The 25,674-nt window shown below is 66.7% G+C and carries 22 protein-coding genes; 6 read left to right on the top strand and 16 right to left on the bottom strand.

Annotation, left to right across the window (positions count from 1 at the left end):
- The first annotated feature begins 150 nt into the window (after positions 1–150).
- A complete protein-coding gene (locus tag ACU0AG_RS02725) occupies positions 151–2,163 on the top strand; it encodes a hypothetical protein (RefSeq protein ID WP_482780721.1) in 2,013 nt (670 codons plus the stop codon).
- A gap of 10 nt (positions 2,164–2,173) precedes the next feature.
- On the opposite strand, the gene ACU0AG_RS02720 is transcribed toward ACU0AG_RS02725, so the two are convergent.
- The 5 genes from ACU0AG_RS02720 to ahpC all read right to left on the bottom strand — a co-directional run bounded on the left by ACU0AG_RS02720 (position 2,174) and on the right by ahpC (position 9,042).
- Positions 2,174–3,346, bottom strand: a complete 1,173-nt coding sequence (locus tag ACU0AG_RS02720) for a GNAT family N-acetyltransferase (protein WP_482780720.1) — start codon at positions 3,344–3,346, stop codon at positions 2,174–2,176.
- 116 nt (positions 3,347–3,462) lie between these two features.
- Positions 3,463–4,107, bottom strand: a complete 645-nt coding sequence (locus ACU0AG_RS02715) for a class I SAM-dependent methyltransferase (protein WP_482780719.1) — start codon at positions 4,105–4,107, stop codon at positions 3,463–3,465.
- Between the two features lie 85 nt (positions 4,108–4,192).
- Positions 4,193–6,397 carry a catalase/peroxidase HPI gene (gene katG, locus ACU0AG_RS02710; RefSeq protein ID WP_482780718.1) on the bottom strand — a complete coding sequence of 735 codons (2,205 nt, stop codon included), beginning with the start codon at positions 6,395–6,397 and terminating at the stop codon, positions 4,193–4,195.
- Between the two features lie 268 nt (positions 6,398–6,665).
- The gene (gene ahpF / locus ACU0AG_RS02705) at positions 6,666–8,255 is read right to left on the bottom strand and encodes an alkyl hydroperoxide reductase subunit F (protein ID WP_482780717.1); all 1,590 of its coding nucleotides are present in this window, start codon (positions 8,253–8,255) and stop codon (positions 6,666–6,668) included.
- Positions 8,256–8,475: 220 nt separating this feature from the next.
- Complete coding sequence (ahpC, locus tag ACU0AG_RS02700; protein WP_482780716.1) at positions 8,476–9,042, bottom strand: alkyl hydroperoxide reductase subunit C; 567 nt, start codon at positions 9,040–9,042, stop codon at positions 8,476–8,478.
- A gap of 474 nt (positions 9,043–9,516) precedes the next feature.
- Here ahpC and ACU0AG_RS02695 point away from each other — a divergent pair, with 474 nt between their 5' ends.
- Positions 9,517–9,789 (top strand): hypothetical protein, encoded by a 273-nt coding sequence (locus tag ACU0AG_RS02695; protein ID WP_482780715.1) that lies wholly within the window; start codon positions 9,517–9,519, stop codon positions 9,787–9,789.
- A 59-nt stretch (positions 9,790–9,848) separates the two neighbouring features.
- On the opposite strand, the gene aroC is transcribed toward ACU0AG_RS02695, so the two are convergent.
- The gene (aroC, locus tag ACU0AG_RS02690; RefSeq protein ID WP_482780714.1) at positions 9,849–10,919 is read right to left on the bottom strand and encodes a chorismate synthase; all 1,071 of its coding nucleotides are present in this window, start codon (positions 10,917–10,919) and stop codon (positions 9,849–9,851) included.
- Between the two features lie 248 nt (positions 10,920–11,167).
- On the opposite strand from aroC, the gene ruvA reads away from it, so the two are divergent.
- A complete protein-coding gene (ruvA, locus tag ACU0AG_RS02685; protein ID WP_482780713.1) occupies positions 11,168–11,776 on the top strand; it encodes a Holliday junction branch migration protein RuvA in 609 nt (202 codons plus the stop codon).
- 115 nt (positions 11,777–11,891) lie between these two features.
- Positions 11,892–12,932, top strand: coding sequence for a Holliday junction branch migration DNA helicase RuvB (gene ruvB, locus ACU0AG_RS02680; RefSeq protein ID WP_482780712.1), 1,041 nt, complete (start codon positions 11,892–11,894; stop codon positions 12,930–12,932).
- Positions 12,933–13,499: 567 nt separating this feature from the next.
- Here ruvB and ACU0AG_RS02675 read toward each other — a convergent pair.
- The 5 genes from ACU0AG_RS02675 to ACU0AG_RS02655 form a co-directional block, all read right to left on the bottom strand.
- Positions 13,500–13,847: a hypothetical protein gene (locus tag ACU0AG_RS02675; protein ID WP_482780711.1), complete on the bottom strand. Its 348-nt coding sequence runs from the start codon at positions 13,845–13,847 to the stop codon at positions 13,500–13,502.
- 3 nt (positions 13,848–13,850) lie between these two features.
- Positions 13,851–14,852: a hypothetical protein gene (locus ACU0AG_RS02670; protein WP_482780710.1), complete on the bottom strand. Its 1,002-nt coding sequence runs from the start codon at positions 14,850–14,852 to the stop codon at positions 13,851–13,853.
- A gap of 177 nt (positions 14,853–15,029) precedes the next feature.
- Positions 15,030–15,527 (bottom strand): rhodanese-like domain-containing protein, encoded by a 498-nt coding sequence (locus tag ACU0AG_RS02665; RefSeq protein ID WP_482780709.1) that lies wholly within the window; start codon positions 15,525–15,527, stop codon positions 15,030–15,032.
- Positions 15,528–15,534: 7 nt separating this feature from the next.
- Complete coding sequence (gene acnA / locus ACU0AG_RS02660) at positions 15,535–18,207, bottom strand: aconitate hydratase AcnA (RefSeq protein ID WP_482780708.1); 2,673 nt, start codon at positions 18,205–18,207, stop codon at positions 15,535–15,537.
- A 120-nt stretch (positions 18,208–18,327) separates the two neighbouring features.
- Complete coding sequence (locus tag ACU0AG_RS02655; protein ID WP_482780707.1) at positions 18,328–19,224, bottom strand: DMT family transporter; 897 nt, start codon at positions 19,222–19,224, stop codon at positions 18,328–18,330.
- A 194-nt stretch (positions 19,225–19,418) separates the two neighbouring features.
- On the opposite strand from ACU0AG_RS02655, the gene ACU0AG_RS02650 reads away from it, so the two are divergent.
- Positions 19,419–20,834, top strand: a complete 1,416-nt coding sequence (locus ACU0AG_RS02650; RefSeq protein WP_482780706.1) for a L,D-transpeptidase family protein — start codon at positions 19,419–19,421, stop codon at positions 20,832–20,834.
- Positions 20,835–20,853: 19 nt separating this feature from the next.
- On the opposite strand, the gene ACU0AG_RS02645 is transcribed toward ACU0AG_RS02650, so the two are convergent.
- Genes ACU0AG_RS02645 through ispG form a run of 5 tightly spaced genes read right to left on the bottom strand, consistent with a single transcriptional unit; the run spans position 20,854 to position 24,764 of the window.
- Positions 20,854–21,555 (bottom strand): murein L,D-transpeptidase catalytic domain-containing protein, encoded by a 702-nt coding sequence (locus ACU0AG_RS02645; RefSeq protein WP_482780705.1) that lies wholly within the window; start codon positions 21,553–21,555, stop codon positions 20,854–20,856.
- Positions 21,556–21,600: 45 nt separating this feature from the next.
- Positions 21,601–22,548, bottom strand: coding sequence for a histone deacetylase family protein (locus ACU0AG_RS02640; RefSeq protein WP_482780704.1), 948 nt, complete (start codon positions 22,546–22,548; stop codon positions 21,601–21,603).
- Positions 22,549–22,555: 7 nt separating this feature from the next.
- Complete coding sequence (locus ACU0AG_RS02635; RefSeq protein ID WP_482780703.1) at positions 22,556–23,101, bottom strand: manganese efflux pump MntP; 546 nt, start codon at positions 23,099–23,101, stop codon at positions 22,556–22,558.
- Positions 23,098–23,613 carry a thioredoxin family protein gene (locus ACU0AG_RS02630; protein ID WP_482780702.1) on the bottom strand — a complete coding sequence of 172 codons (516 nt, stop codon included), beginning with the start codon at positions 23,611–23,613 and terminating at the stop codon, positions 23,098–23,100. Before ACU0AG_RS02630 ends, ACU0AG_RS02635 begins: the two co-directional genes overlap by 4 nt.
- Entirely contained in the window at positions 23,610–24,764 is a 1,155-nt protein-coding gene (ispG, locus tag ACU0AG_RS02625) for a flavodoxin-dependent (E)-4-hydroxy-3-methylbut-2-enyl-diphosphate synthase (protein ID WP_482780701.1), read from the bottom strand. The genes ACU0AG_RS02630 and ispG overlap by 4 nt, the downstream gene beginning before the upstream one ends.
- Positions 24,765–24,911: 147 nt before the next feature.
- Between ispG and ACU0AG_RS02620 the strand changes: the two genes are divergently transcribed.
- Entirely contained in the window at positions 24,912–25,649 is a 738-nt protein-coding gene (locus tag ACU0AG_RS02620) for a hypothetical protein (protein ID WP_482780700.1), read from the top strand.
- Positions 25,650–25,674: the final 25 nt, after the last annotated feature.

Raw genomic sequence — 25,674 nt, 5'->3', positions numbered from 1 at the left:
CGCATCGCCTGTCCCCCCAAGCGGTGCGGATAATGCGCCTTTCCCCCACGAGCGTCAAACCGCGCAGCGGACGGGGCTTGTAAGCGGCAAGGACAAGGGCTTAAGCATGGTGCGGCCTGCTATCGGACGCGGGCGGGGGGCTTTTGGGTGATGCCGGATAACGGGCCACATAACGGGCCAGATAACGGGGCTGCACAGACCGGCGCGATGATCCGTGACAGCTGGCAGCCGCATCTGGCGCTGGGGATCACCGGCCACCGTGCTTCCAACCCCTCCTTTGCGGCGCACAGCGCGGCGATTGCTGAGGCGCTGGCGCAATTGTTCGCCCGCATCGAAGCGCTGGCGGGCGCGCTGCCGGGCACGCAGGGCGCGGTGCGGTTGCATTCACTGCTGGTGGACGGCACCGACCAGATCGCCGCCGATCTGGCGCTGGCGCGGAGCTGGGAACTGGTGGTGCCGCTGCCCTTTGGCGAGCGGCTCAACAACGCGATCAACGCCCATCCGGCCACCGCCGCCGATGCTGCGGCGATGCTGGCGGGCGGGCCTTCGGGCGATCCGGCGGTGGAGGCGCGGGCGGCGGCGATCCGGGCGATCACCGCGCGCGCGCAGCTGTTCGAACTGGCCGACCGCGATGCCGAGGTCGAGGCGCTGTGGCTCGCCAGCCTCGCCGCGCCTGATGACCGGGCGGCGGCGCGGACCTTCGATGCGCTGGTGTCGGACAATGTCGCGCTGGCGGGCCGCGTGATGATCGAGCGGACCGATCTGGTGGTCGCGGTGTGGGACGGCAAGGTTGCCAATCTGCCCGGTGGCACCGGCCACACGGTGGTGGCGGCGCTGGCGATGGGCACGCCGGTGCTGCTGATCGATCCCGCCGCTTCGGCAAGCTGGCGCATCCTCACCCGTCCGGAAGAACTGGGCCACCCGGCCGATCCTGCCGCCCCGCCCGATGAAGCGCGGCTCGCCGCGATCATCCGCGCCGCGATGGTGGTGGAGGGCTGGGCCCCTGCGCAGCTGACCCGCGAGGTGTGGCGGGCGCGCAGCAGCCGGATGTTCGGGCTCTACCGCCGGATCGAGCGGGTGTTCGGCGGCGGCGGCAGCAGCGGGTCGGCGTTCGGCTCGCTGCGGATCGATTACGAAGCGCCCGCGGCGATCGCCACCGGCAGCGGCGCGGGGATCGCGCAGGCGGCGCAGACCATGCCCGGCGGGGATAGCGCGATGGCCGCCGCGATCACCGGTGATGTGCTGCCCGCCTTCGCCTGGGCCGACGGGATCGCCAGCCGCCTCGCCGATGCCTATCGCAGCGGGATGTGCGTCAACTTCGTGCTGGCGGCGCTGGCGGTGATCATCGGCCTGGCTTTCCTGCCCGCTGGCCTCGGCGCAGTGAAGTGGATCTTCGCCGGGGTCGAACTGCTGCTACTGGGCGGAATTCTGGTGCTGACAGCGGCGGGATCGCGGCTCGGCTGGCACCGGCGCTGGTTCGAACTGCGGCGCGTGGCGGAATATCTGCGCCATGCGCCCGCGCTGCTGCTGCTCGGCGTGGCGCGGCCGACCGGGCGCTGGCCGCGATCGGGCGGGGAGGGCGCGGAATGGCCCGAACATTTCGCCCGCCATGCGCTGCGCGATGTCGGCCTGCCACGCGCGAAGGTCACGCGGGACTATCTGCGCGTCGGGCTGGCGGAGGTCGCCCTGCCGCATCTCGCCGCGCAGCGCGCCTATCACGAGGCCAAGGCCCACCGGCTGGAAGCGGTGCACCACGGGCTCGACCGCGCGGCGGAAAGCTGCTTCGCGCTGGCGGTGGTATCGGTGCTGGCCTATCTGCTGCTGAAGGGCGGCGGGGTGGCAGGCGTGGTGCCCAAGCCGCTGGCGGGCGACCTCTCGCCGCTGTTCACCTTCCTCGGCGTCGCCTTCCCGACACTGGGCGCGAACCTCGCCGGGATCCGCTATTTCGGCGACTTCGAACGCTTCGGCGCGATTTCGCGGGTGGCGGCAGAGCGGCTCGGCGAGATCGAGGCGCGCATCACGCTGCTGCTGTCAGGCGCAGACAGCGCGCTGACCTATGCTGCTGCCGCAGATCTGGTGCATGCGCTGGATGAAGCCGTGGTGGACGAGATTGCCGGCTGGCAGGCGGTGTTCGGGGGCAAGCACTTAGCGTTGCCAGCTTAGAGCGCTCTACCTAACCCGCCTTCCGCTTTTCCGCCCGCGCCTGCATCAGGCTGTCGAACATCCGCCGCCGCGCCTTGCCGCCGATGGCCACGGCAAAGCTGCCCATTTCCCGCCGGTCGGGCCACAGCGCATCGGTGGGGGAATCGGGCGCGGTGCAGGTATCGAACAGCACCGGCCCCTCGCTTTCCAGCGAGCGCACCACGTGGCGCATCAGCAGCCGTCCCGGCGCGGCGCTGCGCCAAGCCTCGTCCATCGCCATCCGGAAGCCGAAGCCGTGCCCGGCCGCGATGAACCAGCTCGACATCGCCACCACGGTTTCCCCCGCGATCAGGCTGGCGAGCCGCAGCGTGCCGGCGCGGTGGCCGTGGCCGATCACCTCGCGCAGCAACGCGGTCTTCCCGCTGTGGCTGGCGATGGCGCTGTCGCTCTGGCCTTTCCAGCCCGCCCGTTCGAGCGCGAGGAACGCGGCGAGCCATGCATCGCAGCCTTCCTCGCGGCCATGCATCACCACCCGCACCGGGCCGAGCGCTTCGGCCAGCTTCTCCTCCAGCCGGTCGAGCCGCTGGTCGAGTTTTGCGATGCCTTGCGCATCGGGCTTGCTGGCGGGCAGGCGGGCGGGGCGCGCAAAGCTCTGGCCGACATGCAGCGGGCGGCCCTGTTCGGCGCACAGGCTGGCAAGCGCCAGCGTCACCGGATCGCGCACCGGCATCGGCCCGCATGACAGGCCCATCGCCACGCCGGGCTTGCGGTCGAGCCGCGCCAGCAGGGCCTGCCAGAACGCCTTTTCCGCCCCCGGCAGCACCAGCGGGGTGCCGAGCCGCTGGTCGGCGGAGTGCCAACCCCTGAAGCACGGGGCCGGAACGCCGCGCACCGCGGGCTCCAGTGTCAGCGGCAAGGCCCCCAGCCACGCGCCCGAAGGTTGCCGCACCACCGCCAGCCGCAGCGACCATTGCGTCCCGCAGTGGCGCAGCGCGGGTTCCATGAACCAGTCCTGCGCGAAGATATTGCCCGGCGTCGCCCGTGCGCTCAGTTCCGCCCAGCGGCGGCGTTCGGCCTCGGGCAGGCCCAGCGGGCGCCACAACTCCACCCGCAAGCCGCGGTCACGCTGCGGGCGCGACAGCGCCAGCAAGGCGGCGGTGGCCTCCGCATCGATGCGGAAGTCCTTTTCGTCATAGCGCTTCATCGTGCGCACTCCCGTGCGGCACTGACGCTGCGACCTCTCAGTGACATGATCTGCGAACCTGTTACGAATTTCCCATCCCGATTTCAGCAATTTAGCCGATTCCGGTGAAAGGGTCGTTAACGCATTCCGTCAGGATCGTGGTGAGAGACGGCGCGCAGCACGCACCACGTGAAGGCCTGCGAAGCACCCCACGGGGTCACATGCTCCTCGCGCCAATCGGCTTCCAGCCGGTATCCCGGCCCCAGCGTCCGCGCCAGTCTGGCCGCGTCATAACGCTCCACCGGCAGGCCGCTGCATTTCTCCGGCCCGTCAGGCGCAAAGGTGGCGATGATCACGAGCCCTCCCGCCGCCAGCCCTTTGCCGAGTGCGTGCAGATAGGCAGCGCGCTGATCGGGCGCGGTCAGGAAATGGAACACCGCACGGTCGTGCCACACATCATAACGCCGCTGCGGTTGCCATGCGGTGATGTCGGCGACGTGCCATGCCACGCTTGCCGCCGCATCGCCCAGCCGCGCCTGCGATGCGGCGAGGGCAGGTGCAGCAACATCCAGCACCGTCACATCGTCCCAGCCGCGTTGCAGCAGCGCATCGACCAGCCTCGAAGCGCCGCCGCCAATGTCGACCAGCGATTGGTCGGGCGTCACCCCGAACCGGTCGAGCGCTGCCAGAGATTGTTCCGGTGTCGCCTGAAACCAGCTGACCGCATCGGGCTGCTTTTCGGTATAGACGGTGTGCCAGTGCGCTTCGCGCTGATCGGTCATGGCCTGCCTCTCTCTGCCCCCCAGCACCATAGCAAAAGGCCCCCGGTGTCGCCACCGGAGGCCCTTGTGTTCATGCACCTGCTGCTCAGTGATACTTGGCGTGCGTCACGTCGAAGCGGTCTGCGTTCATCACCTTGTTCCAGGCCGAGATGAAGTCGCACACGAACTTGCCCTCGTTCCCGGCCTCGGCATAGACCTCGGCCTGGGCGCGCAGGATCGAGTTGGAGCCGAACACCAGATCCGCCCGGGTGGCACGGTATTTCTCCGCCCCCGTGGTGCGGCAGGTGCCGACATATTCCTCGTCGCCGCTGCCAGCCACCGGGGTCCACTTCGTGCCCATGTCGAGCAGGTTGCGGAAGAAATCCGGGGTCAGCGTGCCGACCTTGTCGGTGAACACGCCATGCTTGCGGTTGCCACTGTTCGCGCCGAGCACCCGCATCCCGCCGACCAGCACGGCCATTTCGGGGATCGACAGGCCCAGAAGGTGCGCCTTGTCGATCAGCATTTCCTCGGTCCGGACATCGGCCTTGGTCTTGAGGTAGTTGCGGAAACCGTCGGCAAACGGTTCCAGCGGCTCGAAGCTGGCGGCATCGGTGTGTTCATCGCCCGCATCGCCGCGACCGCCCATGAAGGGCACGGTCACTTCGATCCCGGCGTCCTTCGCCGCCTTCTCGATCGCGGCACCGCCCGCCAGCACGATCGCATCGGCCATGCTGAGGCTGCCGCGATGCTGTTCGATCACGTTCAGCACGCGGGCGAGTTCGTCCGGATCGTTGGCGGCCCAGCCGCGCTGCGGTTCAAGCCGCACGCGCGCGCCATTGGCACCGCCGCGATGGTCCGAGTTGCGATAGGTCGAGGCCGAGGCCCACGCCGCCTTGACCATTTCGGAGACGGTCAGGCCCGAACCGAGGATCGCCGCCTTGAAGCGTTCTATCTCCGCATCCGAAGGCGTGGTGCCTGCCGGAACGGGATCCTGCCAGATCAGGTCTTCGGCGGGGACTTCGGGGCCCATGTAACGGATCTTCGGCCCCATATCGCGGTGGCACAGCTTGAACCATGCGCGCGCGAAGGCATCGTCCAGCGCCTTGGGATCGGCGAGGAAGCGTTCCGAAATCTTGCGATATTCCGGATCGTTCTTCAGCGCCATGTCGGCGGTGGTCATAATCGTCGGCACGCGCTTGTTCGGATCGCGTGCGTCGGGGGCGAGGTCTTCCGGATCGGGGTTGATCGGGGTCCACATGTTGGCGCCTGCGGGCGACTGCACCAGTTCATAATCGTACTTGAACAGCAGGCGGAAGTAATCGTGGCTCCACGCGGTCGGGTTGTTCGACCAGCTGCCCTCGATGCCCGAAGTGGTGATGTTGCCAGCCGAAATCTCGTCCTGATCGACCAGCCAGCCGAAGCCTTGCAGGTGCAATTCCTCGCTCTCGGGCGCGCCGCCGAAGGTGTCGGACGGGGCCGCGCCATGCGCCTTGCCGAAAGCATGGCCGCCCGCGGTGAGCGCCACGGTTTCCTCGTCGTTCATCGCCATGCGGGCAAAGGTTTCGCGCATGTCGCGGGCCATGCCTTCGGGATCGTGCGGATTGCCGCCCGGCCCTTCGGGGTTGACGTAGATCAGGCCCATCTGGATCGCGGCCAGCGGGTTATCGAGCGCCGCGCCGTCCTTCGGGCGGATGCGGGTGGCAACGCCTTCGTTGACCCACTGTTCCTCGGTGCCCCAGTAGACGCTTTCGGGCTCGTAAACGTCGGCGCGGCCGCCGCCGAAGCCGAACACCGGGCCGCCCATGCTTTCGATGGCGACGTTGCCGGCGAGGATGAACAGGTCGGCCCAGCTGATGTTGCGGCCATATTTCTGCTTGATCGGCCACAGCAGGCGGCGCGCCTTGTCGAGGTTGCCATTGTCGGGCCAGGAATTGAGCGGAGCGAACCGCTGCTGCCCGCTGCCCGCACCACCGCGCCCGTCGCCGGTGCGATAGGTGCCCGCCGCGTGCCAGGCCATGCGGATGAAGAACGGGCCATAGTGGCCGTAATCCGCCGGCCACCACGGCTGGCTGTCGGTCATCAGCGCGGTGAGATCGGCCTTCAGTGCGGCATAATCGAGGGTGTTGAAGGCTTCGGCGTAATCGAAGTCCTCGCCATAGGGATTGGCGCTGCGGCCACCTTCCTTGAGGATGTCGAGTTGCAGGGCCTCGGGCCACCAGTCGCGGTTGGTGCGGCCCAGCAGGCTGCGCATCTCACCGCTGCCGTGGAACGGGCACCCGCCGCTCATCTCTCCGGTCTTGGCATCCATGATCGTTTCTCCTCTCGACTGTTATCGTCTCAGACTCGCCCCGCGGGGACAGGCCTATGAGAGGAAGATTACGCTTTCGGGTTGGGTCGTCCAATCGATTAATGCGCAGGGATTGATTGAGGCGGGCGATTAGAGCGGTTGGGCGGACCAACGAAAAAGGGCGGGCCATTTCGGACCCACCCCCAGCCCCTCCCGCAAGCGGGAGGGGAGTTTTGGCGCTTTCAGTCCCCCTCCCGCCTGCGGGAGGGGTTAGGGGTGGGCAAGTGCCTCACGCCGCCGCAGCGACCTCTTCCACCGGTTCATTCCGGATCAGGAAGTCGAACGCGCCAAGGCCCGCCTTCGCACCTTCGCCCATGGCGACGACGATCTGCTTGTGCGGCACGGTGGTGCAGTCGCCCGCGGCATAGATGCCGGGCAGGTTGGTCGCGCCGTGACTGTCGGTCACGATTTCGCCGAACTTGCTCAAGGTCAGACCTGTCTCGCGCAGCCATTCGGTGTTGGGGACAAGCCCGATCTGCACGAACACACCCTCGAGCGCGATGCGGCGTTCATCGCCGCTGGCGCGGTCTTTCACCACCAGCCCGCTGACCTTGCCGTTTTGCCCAAGGATTTCGGTGGTCTGGCCGTTGGTAACGATCTCGACATTGGGCATCGAGCGCAGCTTGCGCTGGAGCACCTCGTCGGCCCGCAGCTTGGTGTCGAACTCGATCAGCGTCACGTGGCCGACGATCCCGGCAAGGTCGATCGCCGCCTCGACACCCGAATTGCCGCCGCCGATCACAGCGATGCGCTTGCCCTTGAACAGCGGACCATCGCAGTGCGGGCAATAGGCCACGCCCTTGTTGCGATACTCCGCCTCGCCCGGCACGCCGAGATTGCGCCAGCGTGCGCCGGTGGAAAGGATCAGCGAGCGCGCCTTGAGGCTCGCGCCGTTGGCCATCACCACTTCATGATAGCCGCCAACGTCCTTGGCGGGCTTGAGTTCGACCGCACGGGCCAAGTCCATCAGGTCGATGTCATATTCGCCGACGTGCTGCTTGAGGCTGTCGGTCAGCTTGGGGCCTTCGGTGTAGGGCGTGCCGGGCAGGTTCTCGATCCCCAGCGTGTCCATCAGCTGCCCGCCGAAGCGTTCTGCCGCGATTCCCGTGCGGAAGCCCTTGCGCGCGGTATAGACCGCCGCCGCCGCACCGGCGGGGCCACCGCCGATCACCAGCACCTCGAAGGGCGCCTTGGCGCTGAGCTTCTCGGCCTGCCTGGCATCGGCATTGACGTCGAGCTTGGCGAGGATCTCGGCCAGCTCCATCTTGCCGTTGTAGAACGGCTCGCCATTGAGGAAGGTCGCAGGCACCGCCATGATGTCGCGGCGCTCGACTTCGTCCTGGAAGGTGCCGCCCTCGATCAGAGTCGCGGTGATGCGCGGGTTTTCGAGCGCCATCAGCGTCAGCGCCTGCACCACATCGGGGCAGTTGTGGCACGACAGCGAGAAGAACATCTCGAAATGATAGTCGCCTTCCAGCGCGCGCACCTGTTCGATCAGGTCGGCGTCAACCTTGGGCGGATGCCCGCCGGCCCACAGCAGCGCGAGCACAAGCGAGGTGAATTCGTGGCCCATCGGCAGGCCGGCAAAGCGCACCCACTTTTCCGCGTCGCTGGCGCGGCGGATGATGAAGCTGGGCTTGCGATCGTCGGTGCCGTCGAAACGGGCGGTGACGAGGTCGTGCAGCGCGGCGATCTGTTCGATCAGCTGGCGCGTCTGGCGCGACTTCTCGCTGTCATCGAGGCTAGCGACCAGTTCGATCCCTTCGCGCAAGTTTCCGAGATAGGTCTTGAGCTGGGCCTGCATGGCGGCGTCGAGCATGGTGTCCTCCGGGCGCTGGGCGCGCTCTGATGGCGGATGGGGAGAGGGTAACACGGGACCGGACGATGCCCTGCCCGGCCCGCAAAGGGGGGGAAGGGGCGGGGCGGGCACATCCGGTCCCGGCTACGACCCGAGGGCTATTTGAATGGCTCTCGGGATTTTCGGTCAGCGCGGGATAGGGTTGGGGGGAACCCCGCGCTGGCCGGTTCGGTAAACGGTCTTAGATCTTGCCGACGAGGTCGAGCGAGGGGGCCAGCGTGTCGCTGCCTTCTTCCCACGCCGCCGGGCAGACCTGACCGGGGTTGGCGCGCACATACTGTGCGGCCTTGATCTTGCGGGTCAGTTCGTTGGCATTGCGGCCCACGCCTTCGCAGGTGATTTCCATGATCTGGATCACGCCGTCCGGATCGACCACGAAGGTCGCACGGTCAGCCAGGCCAACGCCTTCACGCAGCACGCCGAAGTTGTTCGACAGCACGTGGTTCTGGTCGCCCAGGAACGGGAAGGTCAGCTTGCCGATCTTGTCCGAGGTGTCGCTCCAGGCCTTGTGGCTGAAGTGCGTGTCGGTCGAGACGGCGTAGACTTCAACGCCCATCGACTGGAGGGTGGCGTACTTTTCGCCCATGTCTTCCAGTTCGGTCGGGCACACGAAGGTGAAGTCGGCCGGGTAGAAGAAGAACACCGACCACTTGCCGGCGAGATCGGCTTCGGTGACGGTGAAGAAGTCCTTGCCCTTCTGGAAGGCAGTGGCGGTGAAGGGCTGGATGGTCGAACCGATGATACCCATGGGAGTTTGTCCTTTTGATGGGGTTGAGAGGTGGGTTGGAACTGATGCTGTCCAAATAGAGCCTTTTGCGCTGCACAAAAGTTGATTGTTGCGATTGCGAGCATCGCTTTTTTCAATCAGTGGGGCGGGAACCCGATCGATTTTTTGCGTCAGTCATGGCGGACAAACGATTGCACCTGTGTTTGACGCGGTGAGCTATCGTATCCCTGCCGTGGACGGGACAAGTCGTGGCAATTCCGCCGCGAACCGTTCGCAACGCCGCGAGAGGGTAATTTTCCTCGCCCATTCGATTGTGCCGCGAAAGAAAATTGCGTGTTCGCAGGGCAAATCCGGTCTAACCGCGGTTAACTTCGGGCGACCGGTCCGGCTCCGGTTTGCGCGTCAGCCATGGGCATGCCAGAAAGCCCTCGGGCGGGGAAATTTGATCCTGATCAAAAATGAACGCAGCCCGACCAGGCTGCTTTCGGAGTGCGCATGACAGACGACTATCGCTCGCCGCGACTGGACCGCCTTGGCTTTGACTTCGAAAATTCCGTTTTGACGGAAGGTGACACCTCCCTGAGGCTGTCACGCAAGGATGTGCTGGGCATCGTGCAGGCTTCGTATGAAGAGCTGGGATCGGATGATCCGGCGCTGATCGTGGCAAAGCAGGATGTGCTGGAAGAGGTTGCGCAAGGCAAGCTGGCCCACGCGCTGCGCACCGCGATCATCGGCGCAGGCCAGCGCCGCTGCACCTGCTGCGGGTAAGCGGGCTCGAGTCTCGCGCTACGCTTACCCCACCCGCCCGTGTCTCTGCCGCGCTACGCTTACCCCACTTGCCCCCGGTGCAGCAGTTTGTGGTCGGCCAGCACCAGCGCCATCATCGCTTCGACGACGGGCGTGCCGCGGATGCCGACGCAGGGGTCGTGGCGGCCCTTGGTGACCACCTCTACCGCCTCGCCGGCTGAATTGATCGATTCCACCGGCGTGAGGATCGAGGAGGTCGGCTTGAAGGCCACGCGGCACACCACCGGCTGCCCGGTCGAAATGCCCCCCGCCGTGCCGCCTGCATGGTTGGCGAGGTAGACGGGCTTCCCATCCGGACCGGGGCGCATCCGGTCGGCGTTTTCCTCGCCGGTCAGGCGTGCGGCGTCGAAGCCGTCGCCGATCTCGACACCCTTGACCGCGTTGATGCTCATCATCGCGGCGGCGAGATCGCTGTCGAGCTTGGCATAGATCGGCGCGCCCCAGCCGGCGGGGACGCCCGTGGCGACACATTCGACAATCGCGCCGAGCGATGATCCGGCCTTGCGCGCGGCATCGACCTTCTCCTCCCAGCGCTTGGCGGCAGCAGCGTCGGGGCAGAAGAAGGGGTTGTTGGCGATCTCGGCGTAGTCGATATTCGCCGGATCGATCCGGTCACCGCCGAGTTCGCACACGTAGGCCGTGATCGTGACCTCCGGAATCACCAGCCGCGCCACCGCGCCCGCCGCCACCCGCGCCGCTGTCTCGCGCGCCGAAGAGCGCCCGCCGCCGCGATAGTCGCGGATGCCGTATTTGGCGTCATAGGCGTAGTCGGCATGGCCCGGGCGGTAACGCTGGGCGATCTCGCTGTAGTCCTTGCTCCGCTGATCGGTGTTCTCGATCATCAGGCTGATCGGCGTGCCGGTGGTCTTGCCTTCGAAAGTGCCGCTGAGGATGCGCACCAGATCATCCTCGCGCCGCTGGGTGGTGAAGCGGCTCGTTCCCGGCTTGCGGGCGTCGAGGAAGGGCTGGATGAACGCCTCGCTGATTGCGAGGCCCGGCGGGCACCCGTCGACAACCGCGCCCAATGCGGGCCCGTGGCTCTCTCCCCAAGTGGTAAAGCGCAGCACGCGCCCGAAGGTGTTCCAGCTCATGGGCGAGTCCCTTTACCCAAAGTCCCGTTCGTGTCGAGCGTCCGGCATTTTTTGGTTCACGCGAAGACACGAAGGCGCGAAGATGTTGTGCACTGATCGATGGCGCCGCAGGCATACGTTCCTCGCTTGGGATTGCTGCTGTGCAGTAGAGTGGCCTCGGTCACCCAAATCTTCGCGCCTTCGTGCCTTCGCGTGAAAACTATTTCGCGGCTCTAGCCAAGCCAATCCGATTGCGGCAGGAACATACCATGATCGCAAAGCTATCCGGCAGGCTCGATGCCACGGGCGAGGACTGGGCCATCGTCGATGTCGGCGGAGTGGGGTATCTCGTCCACTGCTCCAGCCGCACGCTTGTCGCCTTGGGCGAGGTGGGCGAGGCCTGCACCGTCCACACCGAATTGCAGGTGAGCGAGAACGACATGCGTCTGCTGGGCTTCGCGGAAAGCTCGGAGCGCGACTGGTTCCGGCTGCTGACCGGCGTGCAGGGCGTGGGGAGCAAGGTGGGGCTGGCGATCCTCTCGGCGCTCTCGACCGGAGAACTGCGCGACGCCTGCGGGCGTGGCGACGCAGCAATGGTGGCGCGGGCGCAGGGCGTGGGGCCGAAGCTGGCAGGCCGGATCGTCAACGAACTGAAGGACAAGGCCGGCGCGATGCCCGGCGGCTCAGGCGGCTTTGCGGTCTCGGCCGCCGCTGCTCCCGCAGGCAGCAAGGGCGCGGACGCGGCGAGCGCGCTGGAAAACCTCGGCTTCAAGCCCGCGGTGGCCGCACAGGCCGTGGCGCGGGCGCTGGAGGAACTGGGCGAGGGCGCGAGCGAGGGTGATCTTATCCGCGTGGCGCTGAAGAAGGCGGCGGGGTGATGGTTGTCGCCCAATCCCGTCATGCTGAACTCGTTTCAGGGTCCATTTCTCCTTTCACACCCGAGCCGCGAGCCGGAGAATTCATGCTGAGACAGGTTCAGCATGACGAGATTCTATGACTGACCCCGCCCCCCTCCACACCCCCACCCGCCAACCCGGCGACCCTGACGCAGCCCTGCGGCCGCGCCGTCTCGCCGAGTTCGTGGGGCAGGAGGCGGCCAAGGGTAACCTTGCCGTCTTCATCGCCGCCGCGCGCGCGCGGGGGGAGGCGATGGATCATACCCTGTTCTTCGGTCCGCCCGGCCTCGGCAAGACCACGCTGGCGCAGATCATCGCGGGCGAGCTGGGCGTGGGCTTCCGCGCCACCTCCGGCCCGGTCATCGCCAAGGCGGGCGATCTCGCCGCGCTGCTCACCAATCTCGAACCGCATGATGTGCTGTTTATCGACGAGATCCACCGCCTCTCGCCGCAAGTCGAGGAGGTGCTCTATCCCGCGATGGAGGACCGCGCGCTCGATCTCATTATCGGCGAGGGGCCGTCGGCGCGTTCTGTCCGTATCGACCTGCCGCCCTTCACCCTGATCGGGGCGACCACGCGGCAGGGCCTGTTGACCACGCCGCTGCGCGATCGCTTCGGCATTCCAGTGCGGCTCAACTTCTATACCCACGCGGAACTGGAGCGCGTCGTCACCCGCGCCGCCGGGCTGCTCGGCCTCGCGATTGCGCCCGATGGCGCGCACGAGATTGCGCGGCGTTCGCGGGGCACCCCGCGAGTCGCGGGGCGGCTGCTGCGGCGTGTGCGCGACTTTGCCGATGTCGCGGGTGCGGCCTCGGTCACCCGCCATGTGGCAGACGAAGCGCTCACCCGGCTGGAGATCGACCGGCTTGGCCTTGATGCCATGGACCGGCGCTATCTTGACATGATTGCAACCACTTACAAGGGTGGCCCGGTCGGGATCGAGACGATCGCAGCGGGCCTTGCCGAGCCGCGTGACACGGTGGAGGAGGTGGTCGAACCCTACCTCATCCAGCTGGGTCTGATCGCCCGCACCGCGCGCGGCCGCGTGCTCAATGATGCCGGGTGGGAACACCTCGACATGGCGCGCCCCGCAGATTCGCCGCCGCAGCAGGGCGGTCTGTTCGGCGAGGATCGTTAACCTTTCGGCTAACCTTGGCCCCGATTTCGGTGCCAGATCGGGACAGCCTGCCGGAATCTGGCCGATTCTCCGGCGATTCCGCGCCTTTGCGGCGTGAGTCCATGGTTAAGCGGATTGCCCGCTGACACTTTCTGACATCAAAAGAACGCTGGATTTGGAGGAGGTGCGGGCTGTCCGCATTCCCCGACACAGGCAAACAGGGTTCTCGACTATGTCGCTCAAACTGGCCATCGCGAAGCTTTCCGCCGCCGCTGCGGGTGTTGCGTTGTTGCAAGGTGGGGCCGTGCGCATGGCCGAGCCGATGAACACCAACGCGCCCGATTTCAGCAGCAAGATCGACAGCAAGATGATCGCCGTCGATCCGGTGACCGGCGCACGCTACATCAAGACCCGCGAGCGCGTGATCCCGATGCCGGAAGAGCGCCGCCGCCGGATTGTCGAACGCACCATCGAATGCCAGCCGGTCGGCCCGCGTATGGCCGGTGCAGCCGGTGCCGCGTCGATGCCTGCGGGTGCGGTGCAGGCCTATTTCGATCCGGAACAGTGCCCGCCGATCGCGCAGGTTGCCTATATGCCCGCACCGCTTCCCCCGCTGCCGCCGGTTTCGGGTGGCGGCGGCCCCGGCGGTGGCTGGGGCGGCGGTTTCGGCGGCGGCTTTGGCGGCGGTCTGGGCTTTGGCGGCGGCTTCTTCGGCGGCTTCTTCGGTGGCGGCGGTTCGTCTTCGGGCGATGTGTCGGTCTCGACCACCACCTCGACCTCGGGCGGCACCAGCGGCACCACCGGCGGATCGAGCGGTGTCGTGATCGACATCGACATCGACAATTCCACCTCGACCACCTCGTCCTCGGGCACGATCAGCTCCTCGACCGGCCAGGTTTCGACCTCGACCTCGACCGGGCAGGTCTCGTCGAGCACGGGTCAGGTGTCGTCGTCGGGCAATGTGTCCTCCTCGACCGGCGCGGTGTCCTCCTCGGGCAACGTCAGCTCCTCGACCGGGGCGGTCTCGTCTTCGGGCAATGTCAGCTCGTCCACCGGTGCGGTGTCCAGTTCGACCGGCGGGGTGTCGTCCTCGACCGGGGCTGTGTCGAGCTCGTCGGGCGGGGTGACGTCGTCTTCGGGCAACGTGTCGAGCAGCACGGGCAGCGTTTCCAGCTCCTCGGGTAATGTGTCGAGCAGCTCGGGCAACGTGTCCAGTTCCTCCGGCAACGTCAGCTCGTCGAGCGGCAATGTGTCGAGCTCGTCGTCGTCGTCCTCTTCGGGCAGTTCCTCGTCTTCCTCGTCCAGCTCGTCGAGCGGCGGTTCGGGCGGATCGTCGGGCGGCTCGGGTTCGTCGAGCTCGTCTTCCTCGGGTTCGTCGAGTTCGTCCTCCTCGGGCGGCAGCGGCAGCTCGGGCAGCAGCGGCGGTTCGGGCAGCAGCTCGTCGTCGTCCTCCTCCTCGTCGAGCAGCAGCTCCTCGTCCTCGGGCGGCGGTGCGACCAGCACCAGCTCGTCGGGCGATCTGACCAGCAGCACCAGCAGCAGCTCCTCGTCGTCCTCCTCGTCCTCGTCCTCCTCGGGCAGCAGCGGCGGTTCGTCGGGTTCGAGCGGCGGCAGCTCGTCGTCGTCCTCGTCGGGTTCCAGTTCGTCGAGCGGGTCTTCGGGTGGCTCGGGCAGCAGCAGCTCTTCGGGCAGCAGCTCGTCCTCGTCTTCGTCGAGCGGCTCGTCGGGTGGCAGCACCGGGACCAGCACCAGCTCGTCGTCGGGCAGTTCCTCGTCCTCGTCGAGCGGTTCGACCGGCGGCAGCACGGGCACCAGCACCAGCAGCTCGTCCTCGGGCAGCAGCAGCGGCTCGTCGACCACCAGCGGTTCGTCGGGCAGCACCAGCACGAGTTCGTCGTCTTCCTCCTCGTCGTCCTCTTCGTCGAGCACCAGCGGCAGCACCGGCGGGCATGATGTCCCCGCGCCGCCGATGATGATCCTGTTCGGCCTCGCCGCCGCCGCGATCCTCGGCCGCCGGAAGTTCCCCGGCGCGGCCTGATCCGCTGCACACCGGTGCACAAATACAAAGGGGCGGCCTTGAACAGGCCGCCCCTTTTGTTTTGGCGTCGGTAAGGTGTTCTAGCGCTTTTCGACCGGCTCGCCTGCGGCTTCCCACGCGGTGATGCCGCCTGCGAGGTGTTCCACCGGCTTGCCCGTCACCGCAGCGAGCATTTCGCCCGCCTTGGTCGAACGGCGGCCCGATCGGCAATAGAGCACCACTTCGCGCCCGTCCGAAAGGTCGAGGCTGGCAGGGTCGAACCGGTCGAGCGGGATGTGTTCGGCGCCGGGGATCACGCCTTCGGCCACTTCGGCATCGGTGCGCACGTCGATCAGCCGGATATTGCCCGCCTTGAGCCTTGCGGCGAGTTCGTCGGCGGTCAGATCGACCATCGGCACCGCCACCGGCGCGGCACTATCCGCCCCGCTGTCGTCAGCCGCAGGCGTCGCCGCCATTGCCAGCTCGAACCCGAACGGCGCGGAAGGGCTGCCCGCACCATCCCCGTCCCGCTCACCCCCGCAAGCGGCCAGCGCCAGCATGGCGGCAGCAGCGAGCAGGGTGGAGCGGTGCGCGGTCATGCGGGCATTATGCCGCAAGCTTGCGCAGAACGTAATGGAGAATCCCGCCGTGGCGGTAATATTCCATCTCGTTCGCGGTATCGATGCGGCACAGCGCGGTGAAGCTGAACTGCGTGCCGTCTTCGCGGGTGACTTCGACCGTGACGTCTTGCCCTGGGGTCAGATCGGCAAGGCCGCGGATCGAGAAGCTGTCGGTCGCCGAAAGGCCCAGCGTCTCGCGGGTGTCGCCTTCCTTGAACTGGAGCGGCAGCACGCCCATGCCGACGAGGTTGGAGCGGTGGATACGCTCGAAGCTCTCGACGATCACCATCCGCACGCCGAGCAGGATCGTGCCCTTGGCCGCCCAGTCGCGCGACGAGCCGGTGCCGTATTCCTTGCCGCCGATCACCACCAGCGGCGTGCCGGCTTCCTTGTGCTTCATCGCCGCGTCGTAGATCGGCATGGTCTCGCCGCCATAGGTCGAGAAGCCGCCTTCGACGCCCGGCACCATTTCGTTCTTGATGCGGATGTTGGCGAAGGTGCCGCGCATCATCACTTCGTGGTGGCCGCGGCGCGAGCCGTAGGAGTTGAAGTCCTTCTTGGTGACCTGATTGCTCATCAGGAACTTGCCCGCAGGGCTGTCTTCCTTGATCGAGCCGGCCGGCGAGATGTGGTCGGTGGTGACCGAATCGCCGAGGATCGCCAGCGGCTTGGCATCGACGATGTCGGTAACCGGCGCCGGGGTCATGGTCATGCCCTCGAAATAGGGCGGGTTGGCGACATAGGTCGAACCGGCGCGCCACTGGTAGGTGTCCGAGGGTTCGACGGTGATCGCCTGCCAGTGCTCGTCACCGTCATAGACGTTGGCGTAGCGGCTTTCGAACATGGTGCGGTCGATATTGGCGGCGCGATGTTCGGCGATTTCGGCATTGGTCGGCCACAGGTCGGCCAGCATCACGTCATTGCCGTTCTGGTCCTGCCCGATCGGGGTGGTGGTGATGTCTTCGGTGACGGTGCCCTTCAGCGCATAGGCCACCACCAGCGGCGGCGAGGCGAGGAAGTTGGCGCGCACGTCGGGGCTGACGCGACCTTCGAAGTTGCGGTTGCCCGACAGCACCGAGGCGGCAACAATGTCGTTGCCGTTGATCGCAGCCGAAATCGGCGCAGCCAGCGGGCCGGAGTTGCCGATGCAGGTGGTGCAGCCATAGCCGACAAGGTCGAAGCCGACCGCATCGAGATGCTCCTGCAGGCCCGACTTCACGAGGTAATCGGTGACGACCTGCGAGCCGGGGGCGAGGCTGGTCTTGACCCACGGCTTGGGCTTCAGCCCGCGCTCGTTGGCCTTCTTCGCCACCAGACCGGCAGCGATCAGCACATCGGGGTTCGAGGTGTTGGTGCACGAGGTGATCGCGGCGATCACCACGTCGCCGTCGCCGATGTCGTGATCCTTGCCTTCAACGCCGACGCGCGCGGGGGCTGCCTTGCCGTAGACCTTGGTGAGATCGCCGTTGAACAGCTCGTCCACCTTGTCGAGCACAACCTTGTCCTGCGGGCGCTTGGGACCGGCGAGGCTGGGGACGACGGCGGCCATGTCGAGGCTGAGGGTCTTGGTGAACACCGGCACGTTGGCGGGGTCAAACCACATGCCTTGCGCCTTGGCGTAGGCTTCGACCAGCGCGATGGTTTCCTCGCTGCGGCCGGTCAGGCGCAGGTATTCGATGGTCTTGTCGTCGATCCCGAAGAAGCCGCAGGTCGCGCCATATTCGGGGGCCATGTTGGCGATGGTGGCGCGGTCGGCGAGGGTGAGGTTGGCAACGCCCGGCCCGTAGAATTCCACGAAACGCCCCACCACGCCGACTTCGCGCAGCATCTGCACGCAGGTCAGCACCAGATCGGTCGCGGTCACGCCTTCGGCCATGCGGCCTTCGAGGTAGAAGCCGACCACTTCGGGGATCAGCATCGACACCGGCTGGCCGAGCATCGCGGCTTCCGCCTCGATCCCGCCCACGCCCCAGCCCAGCACGCCGAGGCCGTTGATCATGGTGGTGTGGCTGTCGGTGCCGACGCAGGTGTCGGGGTAGGCGACCATCACGCCGTCCGGCCCTTCGGACGACCACACCGCGCGGGCGAGGTGTTCAAGGTTCACCTGGTGGCAGATGCCGGTGCCCGGGGGCACGGCGGTGAAGTTCTGGAAGCTCTTGGAGCCCCACTTGAGGAAGTCGTAACGCTCGGCATTGCGCTCGTATTCGAGCGCCATGTTGGCTTCCATCGCCTTGGGGTGGCCGAATTCGTCGACCATAACCGAATGGTCGATCACGAGATTGACCGGCACCAGCGGGTTGATCTTGGCGGTGTCGCCGCCCAGCTTCTTGATCGCATCGCGCATCGCGGCCAGATCGACCACGCAGGGCACGCCGGTGAAGTCCTGAAGCAGAACGCGCGCCGGGCGATACTGGATTTCCTCGCCGGTGGTGGGGTTGTTCTGCCAGTCGACAATCGCCTGGATATGCTTGCGATCGACCGTGAAACCGCCGTCTTCGAAGCGCAGCAGGTTTTCCAGCAGCACCTTCATCGAAATCGGCAGCTTGCTGATATCGCCCAGCTGTTCCGCCGCCTTGGCGAGCGAATAATAGGCGTATTCCTTGCCGCCCACATTGAGGGTCTGGCGGGTGCCGAGCGAATCCTGGCCGATTGCGGTCATGGGAGGGGTTCCATCCTTTTTTGCTAGACCCGCCCCCGATCCACCAAGGGCGCGGTTTTCGCTCGCGCACCTGCGCTGACTCGCTCGCGAGGTCAAGGGGTAGCCCCTCGGCAAAATGTCTTAGGTTGCAGCTTTGTCCGGCTGTGCGGGAGGCTTGCGGGTGGCGAGCCAGCACCCGCCGACGATCAGCGCCGTGCCGAGCAGGGTCGGCCAGGACACATCCTCGCGGAAGAACAGCCAGCCGAACAGCGCAGCCCAGACAAAGCCCGAATATTCGGTCGGCACCAGCGCCTGCGCCTCGGCGCGGGCATAGGCCCAGGCAATCGCCAGCGATCCGGCCACGGTCAGCGCGCCCGCCGCCAGCAGCGGCACCAGTGCATCGCCCGATGGCGGCTCCCACAGGAACGGCGCGAGCGTCAGCAGCACCAGCCCGCCGATGCCGCTGTGGAAGGTGGCGATCTCCAGCGGCCCGGCCAGCTGCGCCTGCCGCCGGATGACGATGAAATTATAGGCATAGAGCAAGGCCGAGACGAACAGCGCGGCGATCCCCAGCGCCGCGCCTTCATCGAACCGGCCCTGCCCGATCCGCCCGCCGACGATCACCAGCGTTCCGGCAAAGCCCAGCACACTGGCCGAAATGGCAGCGCGGCTGATCACCTCGCCCAGCAGCACGCGGGCCAGATACAGCGCCAGCAGCGGCGCGATGAAGCTCAATGCAATGGCCTCGGCCAGCGGCAGTTTGGTCAGCGAAAAGAAAAAGGTCAGCGCCATGAAGGCCGACACGATCCCGCGTTCGATATGCAGCTTCCACAAGGCGCGGCTCGGCATGGCGGGCCCGCGTGACAGCCACACCGGCGCGATCAGCCCCGCCCCGATGAAAGCGCGCAGCACTGTGGCGGTGTAGGCGCCGGTCAGCAGTGCGGCCTCTTTCATGAAGGCATCCATCAGCGACAGGAAGCCGACGCCTGCCAGCGCGGCGGCAAAGGGCAGCAGGGGATGGTTGCGGTCAGGTGTCATGGGCTCTTCGTGCGCGCCTCTTAGGCGGCTGTGGCGGCAAGGTCACGCAGGCTGTTGCCCGACTGCAAGGGGCTGTGCACATTCATCGGCCCGAAAGCCAAGGTGGTTGATAGGGCGCGGCGGTCCGGAGTATGACAGGCCATGACGGATCGGCGCTGCGGATGGCAGCGACACGGGGCAAAAGGCAAAGGCAAATGATCAGGTTACCGGGCAAACTCGCAGGTGGCGTCGCGATTGCGGCGCTGGTCGCCACGGCGGCACTGGCGCAGGATGGCGCCCGCCCGCCGATGCTCCCCCGCAGCGAGCAGCAGGGCGGCCCGCAGCCCGCGCAGCTGCCTGCCGCTCCGGCCAAGCCTTCCGAGGCGTTCTCGCAGGTCTTCCCCCAGACCGTGTCCGAACCGGTGGTGCAGTCCGGCATGGAAACCCCCGCGCCGCTGGTGCAGGCGTGGAGCCTCGCCAATGCGGCAAAGCTGGTCGCGGTGATCGAAGGCATCGGGGCCGAGGGGCTGGACCCTGCCGACTATGATCTCGCGCCGCTGAAGGTCGCGCTCGCTTCCGGCCCTTCGGACGAGCTGAACCAGCTTGCCTCGCAAAGCTTTGTCTGGCTGGTCGAGGATCTGCGCGACGGGCGCACGCCGATGTCGGCACGCGAGCAGTGGTTCGTGATCGATCCCGACCGCGATACCTATCGCACCGGCGATATCCTTGCCGAAGCGGTCAGCACCGGCGACATCGCGGGCACGCTGGCCAAGCTGCACCCGACCCATCCCGATTACGCCCGCCTGCGTGCCGAACTGGCGAAGACCCCGGCGGCCAATGTGGCGCGCCGCAAGCTGATCCGCGCCAATATGGACCGCTGGCGCTGGCTCCAGCGCGATCTCGGCTCGCAATACCTGATCACCAACGTGCCGGAATTCCAGCTGCGCCTGACGGTCAAGAACAAGATCATCAGCACCTATCGCACGGTCGTCGGCAAGCCGGGCCGCACCGCGACCCCGCAACTGGCCGAGATGGTCGAAGGCGTGGTGTTCAACCCGACCTGGACCGTGCCGCAATCGATCGTGAAGGGCGAAGGGCTTGGCGCAAAGGTGCTCGCCAACCCCGCATGGGCCAAGCGCAACGGCTATGTCGGCACACGCGGCGCGAACGGCTATGTCACCGTGGTGCAGCAGCCGGGCCCGGGCAATTCGCTGGGCATGATGAAGCTGGAAATGCCCAACGAACACGCGATCTTCTTCCACGACACCCCGTCGCGCCACCTGTTCGCCAATGATTTCCGCGCCCTGTCGCACGGCTGCGTGCGCACAGAGCGCGCGCTGGAGCTGGCGATGACGATGGCGATCCTCGGCAAGGGGGCGACCAAGGAAGAAGCGGTGGCGATCTCGCAATCGGGCAAATACACCAAGGTGATGCTCGAAAAGCAGTGGCCCGCCTACATCACCTATTTCACCATGGCGTCGGACATCAACGGCGAGATGGCGACCTTCAAGGACATCTATGGCCGCGATACCAAGGTGCTCGCCAGCCTCGACAAGCCGCGCGTGCGTGAACGCACCTACGTGCCGACCGACGAGGTGATCGTGATCGAGGACGATCTCAGGGACAGCTGACCCCCGCGGCTGGCGCGGTTCAGAACGCGCTGGCGGCGGCGCTTGGGCCGAATTGCAGCGATTTGCGCTCGTAACGGGCAAGCTCGGGCACCGGCTGGATGCTGCCGTCCTCCTCCAGCCCCAGGCTGTCGGCAAACAGCAGCCGCCCGCCCGAAAGGTGCATCAGCGCGATGCGGAACTGTTGCTCGCCCATCGCGAAGCAGCCGTTGGAGCGGCCGAGGCGGCCCCACTTTTCGAGATGCGCAGGTTCGGCATAATCGGCGCGGTGCATCACGATGTAGCGTTGCAGCGCAGCGTCGTTGGTTTCGTCCAGCCCGCCGAGGCGCACCGAGGTGCCATAGCGGCCCTTGTACCATTCCCACGTCACGTAAGCCCCGCGGCTGGTGGCGTTGGAGCCTTCGGTGTTCGAGAATTCCTTGAGCCAGCCATCATGCTGCCGGTCGGACCCGCTGCCGTGGCTGACGTGGTAGGACTGCACCTCGCCGCGTTCGAGGTTCACGAAATGGAAGCGCGGCTTGGCCGAATGGAGCCCGAAATCGGCGATCCCGACAATGTCGTGCTTCCAGATCGCATTGCCCGCCCGCGCCAGTTCGCGCCGGGCGATGTCGAACAGGATGCGGTCACGCGGCGTGCCGGCAGCGACCGACGCGAACAGGCGCGAAGGCAGCGCGAGCGCTGCGCCCGCCACCAGAGTGCCCTTCAGAAGATCGCGACGCTTCATTATGTCGTAACGTAACCCGCAGCCTGCGCGATCCCAATAAGGCGGCTAACGGTTCATCGCAGCCTTGCCTCGGTTCGTGGGAGAAGGTGCCGGAAACGCCGCGTTCTGCGCCGCCATCGCCAGCATCGAGGCGGCATGGCGGGCGGCGACGGCGCGCTGGTCGTCGCCATATCCGCCGCCCAGCGCGCTGGCGACAGGCAGGCCGCGGCGGCGGCTTTCGGCGATCACGAAGCGGTCACGCATTGCCAACCCCGCATCGCTCAGCGCCAGCCGCCCCAGCTTGTCCTCGGCATGGGGATCGACGCCCGCCTGATAGAGCACGAAGTCGGGCGCGAAGTCTGCCAGCACTTCCGGCAGGTGGCGGGTGAGGGCTGCCATGTAGCCGTCATCGTCCACCCCGTCAGGCAGGCCGACATCGCGGCTGGAGCGTGCTTTCCGCACCGGAAAGTTCTTTTCCGCGTGCAGCGACAGGGTGAAGATATCCTCGCGCCCCGCCGTCAGGCTGGCGGTGCCATCGCCCTGATGCACGTCAAGATCGACGATCAGCACACGGGCGGCGTGGCGTTCGGCGATCAGGCGATTGGCGGTCACGGCGAGGTCGTTGAACACGCAGTAACCCGCGCCGGTATCGTGCAGCGCATGGTGGCTTCCGGCGGCGGAATTGGCGGCATAGCCGTGTTCCCGCGCCAGCTGCGCCGCCAGCCATGTCCCGCCGTTGGTGTGCTGCACGCGTGAAGTGATCGCGGGCGTGACAGGAAAGCCGATGCGGCGTTCCTTCTCGCGCGGGACTTCAGCGCGGAAGACCTGATCGACGTAAGTGGGGCAATGCACCGCTTCGAGCCATTCCCTCGGCATCGGATCGGGCGCGTGTTCGGTGATCGCCGCGCCGCTGCGGCGCAGCTGCTCCATCACGAGGTAATACTTATCGAATTTGAAGCTGCCGCGTTCGGGGCGGGGGGCCATGTAGTCGGCGTGATGGACGACGTGGAGCATCGCCGCCTCAGAGGTATCCGGTGTGTTCCGCAAGGATCTTGCAGCCCAGCGCGATCAGGATCACGCCGCCGGCGCGCTCGGCCCATTCGCCCCAACGGTCGCCCGCGACCCGCCCCAGCGCGACCCCTGCACCGCTCATGGCGAAGGTGACAAGGCCGATCAGCGCCACGGCGACCAGAGGGGCCGCATCGAGCGTCGGCAGTGTGATCCCGGCGGCCAGCGCGTCGATGCTGGTCGCAACGCCTGCGAGCAGCAAGGCGCGCCCGGTCAGCGCGTGGGAGGCTTCCTCGTCACCGACATGGCCGCCCAGCATCCGCACTCCGAGGAACGTCAGCAGCCCGAAGGCGATCCAGTGATCGATGGCTTCGATATAGATCAGCGCCACCGCGCCGATCACCCATCCGGCGAGCGGCATCAGCGCCTGAAACACCCCGAAGGTGAGCGCAATCGCCAATCCGCCGCGCACCGTGGGCCGGAACTTCGCGCCTTGCGTCAGGGCGACAGCAAAGGCGTCCATCGCCAGCGCGAGCGCGAGCAGCAGGGCTTCGATCATTGTGCCGGTTGGGCTGCGAGAGCCGACAGCTCCGCGAAAATCGCATCCTCGGAGCGGCTGGCAGCGTTGCGCCAGCTGGCTGCGGTGTCGAGGTTCACCGCCTTGCCTTCCGCGGTCAGCACCAGCAATGCGGGGGTGCCGGGGACTGCGCCGAGGCCAAAGCGCTGCGCCACGGCGAGGTTATGCCCGTCGCCGGTTTGCGGCATCCCGACATTGACGAAGACGAGTTCGTAACGCTCCGCCACCAGCGCGGCAAAGCGCGGGGTTTCGAGCCATCCGGCCAGTGCGCGGCTATCGTGGCACCAGTTGGCGCCCAGCACCAGCAGCACCCGCTTGCCACCTTCGGCAGCGCGGGCGAGCGCGGCATCGACATCGCCCATCGCGTCCGGCGTCACGGCATAGGCGCGCGCTTCGGGATGGGCGGGCGCGGCACGCGGGGCTGGCGGCGTTGCGGTCGAAGCGCAGGCAGCCAGCGCCAGCGCCAGACCTGCGGCAATGGCAGCGCGGATCACTCTGCGGCGACTGCCGCTTGCGGCGCGGCGTGGGGGTCGAAGGCGGTCGCCTCGCCCGCTTCGATTTCGGCGGCCTTTTGCTCGACGAGGCGGACGATGTGATCGAGCATGTCCTCGCTCTCGATGGTGTGATCGGTCACCCCGCGCAGATAGACCATGTGCTTGCCCGCCCCGCCGCCGGTGAGGCCGATATCGGTTTCCCTCGCCTCGCCCGGGCCATTGACCACGCAGCCGAGGATCGAAAGGCTCATCGGGGTCTTGATGTGTTCAAGCCGCGCTTCCAGCGCCTCGACCGTGCGGATCACATCGAAGCCCTGCCGCGAGCACGAGGGGCACGAGACGATCCGCACGCCGCGAGTGCGCAGGCCGAGGGCCTTCAGCATCTCGAACCCGACCTTGATTTCCTGTTCCGGCTCTGCCGAGAGGCTGACGCGGATCGTGTCGCCGATGCCAGCCCAGAGCAGGCTGCCCATCCCGATGCTCGATTTCACCGTGCCGCCGATCAGCCCGCCTGCCTCGGTAATGCCGAGATGCAGCGGGCAATCGACCGTTTCGGCGAGGCCATGATAGGCCGCGACCGCAAGGAACACGTCCGACGCCTTCACCGCCACCTTGAATTCGTGGAAATCGTGATCCTGCAACAGCTTGATGTGATCCAATGCGCTTTCGATCAGCGCTTCGGGGCAGGGTTCCCCATATTTTTCGAGCAGGTCTTTTTCGAGCGACCCTGCGTTCACCCCGATGCGGATCGCGCAGCCATTGGCCTTGGCGGCGCGCACCACCTCGGCCACGCGCTGGGCCGAGCCGATATTGCCCGGATTGATGCGCAGGCACGCCGCGCCGGCATCGGCGGCTTCGAGCGCGCGCTTGTAGTGGAAATGGATGTCGGCCACGATCGGGATGCGCGCGGCGCGGGTGATCTTCCTGAAATCGCGCGTCGATTCCTCGGTCGGGCAGGAGACCCGGATGATGTCCGCGCCCACTTCCTCGCAGCGGCGGATCTGGTCGATCGTCGCCACGATATCCTCTGTCGGGGTGTTGGTCATGGTCTGCACCGAGATGGGGGCATCGCCGCCCACGGGGACATTCCCCACCATGATCTGGCGACATTTGCGCCGTTCGATTGTGCGCCACGGACGGATAGAAGACATGGCCCGCCTATACCTGCGCCCGCGTGAAGGGGCAATGACACAACGCATGGCGCGGCGCAGAGGCAGGGGCGCAAAGGCTTAATTTACACATGACTGTCATAAACCATCGCGGACGTCGCCGTGCGGCGGGGAATGGATGGTTGCGCGATGATCAGGCCCGGTGATGTTGTGAGCGCCTGCGGAGAGCTTTTGCGTTCATCCGCCCTGCGGATCGCGCTGGTGCTGGTGGTGCCCTATGCCTGCGTGCTGGTGGGGCTGGATGTGGCGGCGCATTACGGCGATGCCACGGGCGCGGCGCTGCCGACCCAGTTCTTCATGTCGCAGGACGGCTCTTTCGCCGAATTCCTCGAATATTCGCTGACCGCCGCAGCGGCGGTGCTGCTGTTTCTGGTGTGGCGGCGGATGCGCTCGCCGGTCTATCTCACCAGCGCGCTGCTGTTCGTGTGGATGACGCTGGATAACTGGGGCGAGGTGCACGAACAGCTCGGTTTCACCCTCGCAAGCGGGCTGTCGCAGTTCGACTGGTTGCCGATCCAGCCGCATCATCTGGCCGAATCGCTGGTGTTCGCGGTGGTCGGCGTGCTGTGGCTGGCGGGCATGGCTTATGCCGTGCGGCAGGCCGATTCCCGCGCTCTGATCCACGGGATGCTGATTGCGGCCTCGATCGCGGGCGCTGCGGTGTTCGGGGTGGCGGTTGACCTGGTGACATCATGGGGCGTGCATTCTGCGGCCGAAACCAACCTGTTGGCCTTCATCGAAGACGAGGGCGAATTCGCCATGATCATCATCATGTTCGCGCTGAGTGTCGGTATTTACGATGTCGAGAAACACCGGATCGCTGCGCTGGCTGCACCGGATGGCGCATGGAAAGCACGCCCGGCCTGATCGCCGCCGCTTGACTTGGCCCACC

The sequence above is a fragment of the Erythrobacter sp. RANMB8 genome, from assembly GCF_056848235.1.
This window is presented reverse-complemented; position numbering and strand designations above follow the sequence as displayed.